This is a genomic window from Mycobacterium sp., assembly GCF_049281135.1.
GTDB lineage: Bacteria > Actinomycetota > Actinomycetes > Mycobacteriales > Mycobacteriaceae > Mycobacterium.
Map to the genome: position 1 here is coordinate 1 of NZ_JBAPRN010000283.1, position 3,868 is coordinate 3,868.

A 3,868-nucleotide genomic window follows, 5' to 3' on the forward strand; every position below is an offset into this window, starting at 1 on the left:
CCGTTGGTCAACCGAATCGGCCCCGTCATCAGCCAGGAGAACAGCAACTGCAACCCGGCAACCGCGCGTGCGGTCTGCAGTGGCCGCGCCACTGCAAGATTCTTGGGGACCAGCTCACCGAAGATCATCGACAGCGACGTGACGACCAGCAACGTCACAAAGGCGACGAGAGCGTTGGCGACGCGGTCGGGCACGCCGAGCGCGTCCATCGCCGGGTGTGGCAGCTCGGCGACCAGTGGCTCGGTCAGGTAGCCGGTGATCAGCGTGGTGACCGAGATGCCCAGCTGCGCTCCGGACAGCTGGAACGACAGGGTGTGGTGAGCCCGGCGCACCCACCGGTCGCGCCGGCGGCCGTTGCGGGCGTTGGCATCGACCGTGCTGCGCTCGAGTGTGGTGAACGAGAACTCCGCCGCGACGAACAATGCGGTGCCGGCGGTGAGCAGCGCGATGGCCAGCAGGCTGAGCAGGGTGACGACGAGATTCATCGAGGCCACCTGCAAGAAGGAGGCTCCTCGGAGTCGGCGTCACACACGCCGGACGGCGCGGGTGCCTGCGGCACGGGGACCCTTCCTTCGACGAACCACGGATGATGTGACCTTTGATGGTAGCGAAGACGCGACGCGCGCAAGCACGCGTTGCCGCGTCGACACGCCCGTCAGCCGTTGCGGTTTACCACCCGAGCGGCAGCGGATGGCCTTCGGCGAAGCCCGCTGCGGACTGCACACCGACAACCACCCGGTCGTGCAACTCGGCCAGCGTCGACGCACCGACGTAGGTGCAGGTGCTCCGCACGCCGGAGGTGATGTGGTCGAGCAGATCCTCGACGCCACCGTGGGCCGGGTCCAGCCCCATCCGCGATGTCGAGATGCCTTCCTCGAACAACGCCTTGCGCGCCCGCTCGAAGGCGCTGTCGCCCGCGGTGCGGGCGACCACGGCGCGCTTGGACGCCATGCCGTAGCTCTCCTTGTACGGCCGGTTGTCGCGGTCGCGCAACAGGTCGCCGGGGGACTCGTAGGTGCCCGCGAACCAGGATCCGATCATCACGTTGGACGCGCCGGCCGCCAGCGCCAGGGCCACGTCGCGCGGATGACGGACCCCGCCGTCAGCCCACACTTGGGCGCCGAGTTGCTTTGCGGCCGACGCACATTCGAGGACAGCGGAAAACTGGGGCCGGCCGACGCCGGTCATCATGCGGGTGGTGCACATCGCGCCCGGGCCCACGCCGACCTTGACGATCGACGCGCCGGCGTTGACCAGGTCGCGGGTGCCGTCGGCCGACACCACGTTGCCGGCGACCAATGGCACACCCAGGTCGAGCGACGCGATCGACTTGATCGCGTCCATCGCCTTCACCTGATGCCCATGAGCGGTGTCGACGACCACCAGGTCGACGCCGGCCTCGGTCAGCGCCTGGGCCTTGGTGGCCACGTCGCCGTTGATCCCGACCGCGGCGCCGATGCGCAGTCGGCCCCTCGCGTCGACCGCCGGCGAGTAGATGCCGGCCCGGATCGCACCGGTCCGGGTCAGCACACCGGCCACGGTGCCGTCGGCGCCGGTCAACACCGCGACATCGACCGGGGTGTGCTCGAGAAGTTCGAAGATTTCTCGCGGATTCGTTCCCACCGGGGCTTTGACGAAGTCGGTGATCGCGATGTCGCGAACTCGTGCGAAACGATCGACTCCGTCGCAGCACGACTCGGTGACCAGTCCGATCGGCCGTCCCTCGAATGCGACGACCGCGGCCCCGTGTGCGCGCTTGGAGATCAGCGCCAGCGCGTCGGACACCGAATCATCCGGCGCCAACGTCACCGGGGTGTCGACGACCAGGTCGCGGCTTTTGACGAAATCCACCGTCTGCTGCAGCGCGGCGATCGGAAGGTCTTGCGGCAGAACCACAATCCCGCCTCGGCGGGCCACCGTCTCAGCCATTCGCCGGCCCGCGACCGCGGTCATGTTGGCCACCACCACCGGGATGGTGGTACCGGAGCCGTCGTTGCTGGACAAGTCGACGTCGAAGCGTGACGCCACATCCGAGTGGCTCGGCACGATGAAGACGTCGTTGTAGGTCAGGTCGTACGCGGGACGGTGCCCCTCCAGAAACCTCATCGCCCCCGATTATCCCCCTTGGCGCGGTGATGGGGGCTAGGCGGGGACTTCGCTGCGGTCGCCGCTCCAGAGGGTGTGGAAGCGTTTGTCGGGATCGTCGTCGATGCGACCGTAGGTGTGCGCTCCGAAGAAGTCACGCAGACCCTGGGTGAGCGCGGCGGGCAGTCGCTCGGTGCGTAGCGCGTCGTAGTACGACAGCGCCGAGGAGAAGCCGGGGATCGGGATGCCGAGTTCGGTGGCCTTCACCACGACGCGTCGCCAGCTGTCGATGGCTTCCTCGATGGCGGTGCGGAAGTACGACGCGACAATCAGCGACGGCAGGTCGGCGTCCTCGTCGAACGCTTCCTTGATCCGGTTGAGGAATTTGGCCCTGATGATGCAGCCGCCGCGCCAGATGGTGGCCATCTCACCGGGCTTGATGCCCCAGTTGTACTCGGCGCTGCCGGCCTGAATCTGGTTGAAGCCCTGGGCATAGGCGATGATCTTGGAGGCGTACAAGGCCTTGCTGACGTCGTCGATGAACCGCGCAGCGTCCGTTGGCTTCTCGCCGAGGTCACCCGAGGCCAGTCCGGTGGTGGCCTTGCGCTGGGCCACCGATCCCGACAACGCGCGGGCGAAGACCGCTTCGGCGATGCCGGTCACCGGCACACCGAGGTCAAGCGCGGACTTCACCGTCCAGCGGCCGGTGCCCTTCTGCTCGGCCTCGTCGAGGATGACGTCGACCAGCGGCTTGCCGGTCTTGGCGTCAGCCTGACGCAAGACCTCCGCGGTGATCTCGATGAGGAAGCTGTCCAGATCGCCCTTGTTCCATTCGGCGAAGACGTCCGCGATCTCGGGTGCGGTCTTGCCGAGGCCGTCGCGCAGCAACTGGTAGGCCTCGCCGATCAGCTGCATGTCGGAGTACTCGATGCCGTTGTGCACCATTTTGACGAAGTGACCGGCGCCGTCCGGGCCGACGTGGGTGCAGCACGGCACGCCGTCGACATGCGCGGAGATCTCCTCGAGCAGCGGGCCCAGCGACTTGTACGACTCGGCCGGACCGCCCGGCATGATCGACGGGCCGTTCAGTGCGCCCTCCTCACCGCCGGAGATGCCCGCGCCCACGAAGTGCAGACCGCGTTCACGGATGGCCTTTTCGCGGCGGATGGTGTCGGTGTACAGCGCATTGCCGCCGTCGATGATGATGTCGCCGTCTTCCATCGCGTCGGCGAGCTCGTTGATGACGGCGTCGGTCGGGTCACCGGCCTTGACCATGATGATCACCCGCCGCGGCTTCTCCAAGGCGTCCAGGAATTCCTCGATGGTCTCCGACCGGACGAATTTGCCCTCGTCGCCGTGCTCTTTGAGCAGCGCGTCGGTCTTGGCGATCGAACGGTTGTGCAGCGCCACGGTGTAGCCGTGGTGGGCGAAGTTGCGGGCGAGGTTCGAGCCCATCACCGCCAGGCCGGTGACGCCGATCTGCGCGGTCCCGGTCTTTGAATCCGACGAGCTCATGTGTACGCCTCTCGTTTCGTGACTGCCATCCAACGCCCCGCTCCGAACACTGTGGCACAGCGGGATTCAGGTATCTGCAAAGTATCGCCAAAGCGAGGTGATTGCCCGGTCGCCGGGTTAGGCAGCGGTGAACAGCCGGTGCAGTTCGGTGAGCCAGGGGATAGCCAACGCCACGGTGGGCACGATGAGCACGGCCGCGGCTGCGAGGTACGCCGCTGTCGACACCCACAGGCTGTTGCCGCTGCCGGACAGCCGTCGGACCCGCAAC

3 protein-coding genes and 1 pseudogene are annotated in these 3,868 nt (G+C 67.2%); all 4 read right to left on the reverse strand.

From position 1 onward, the window contains the following. Window positions 1-485 (reverse strand): CNNM domain-containing protein (locus WAN02_RS11465; RefSeq protein ID WP_422264288.1); only part of this gene is annotated, 485 nt, incomplete at its 3' end. Between the two features lie 184 nt (window positions 486-669). After that, entirely contained in the window at window positions 670-2,106 is a 1,437-nt protein-coding gene (locus tag WAN02_RS11470) for a GuaB1 family IMP dehydrogenase-related protein (RefSeq protein WP_422264289.1), read from the reverse strand. Window positions 2,107-2,142: 36 nt separating this feature from the next. Then, a complete protein-coding gene (gndA, locus tag WAN02_RS11475; RefSeq protein ID WP_422264291.1) occupies window positions 2,143-3,600 on the reverse strand; it encodes an NADP-dependent phosphogluconate dehydrogenase in 1,458 nt (485 codons plus the stop codon). 117 nt (window positions 3,601-3,717) lie between these two features. Next, window positions 3,718-3,868 (reverse strand): annotated as a pseudogene (locus WAN02_RS11480) (M56 family peptidase); the annotation flags it as partial.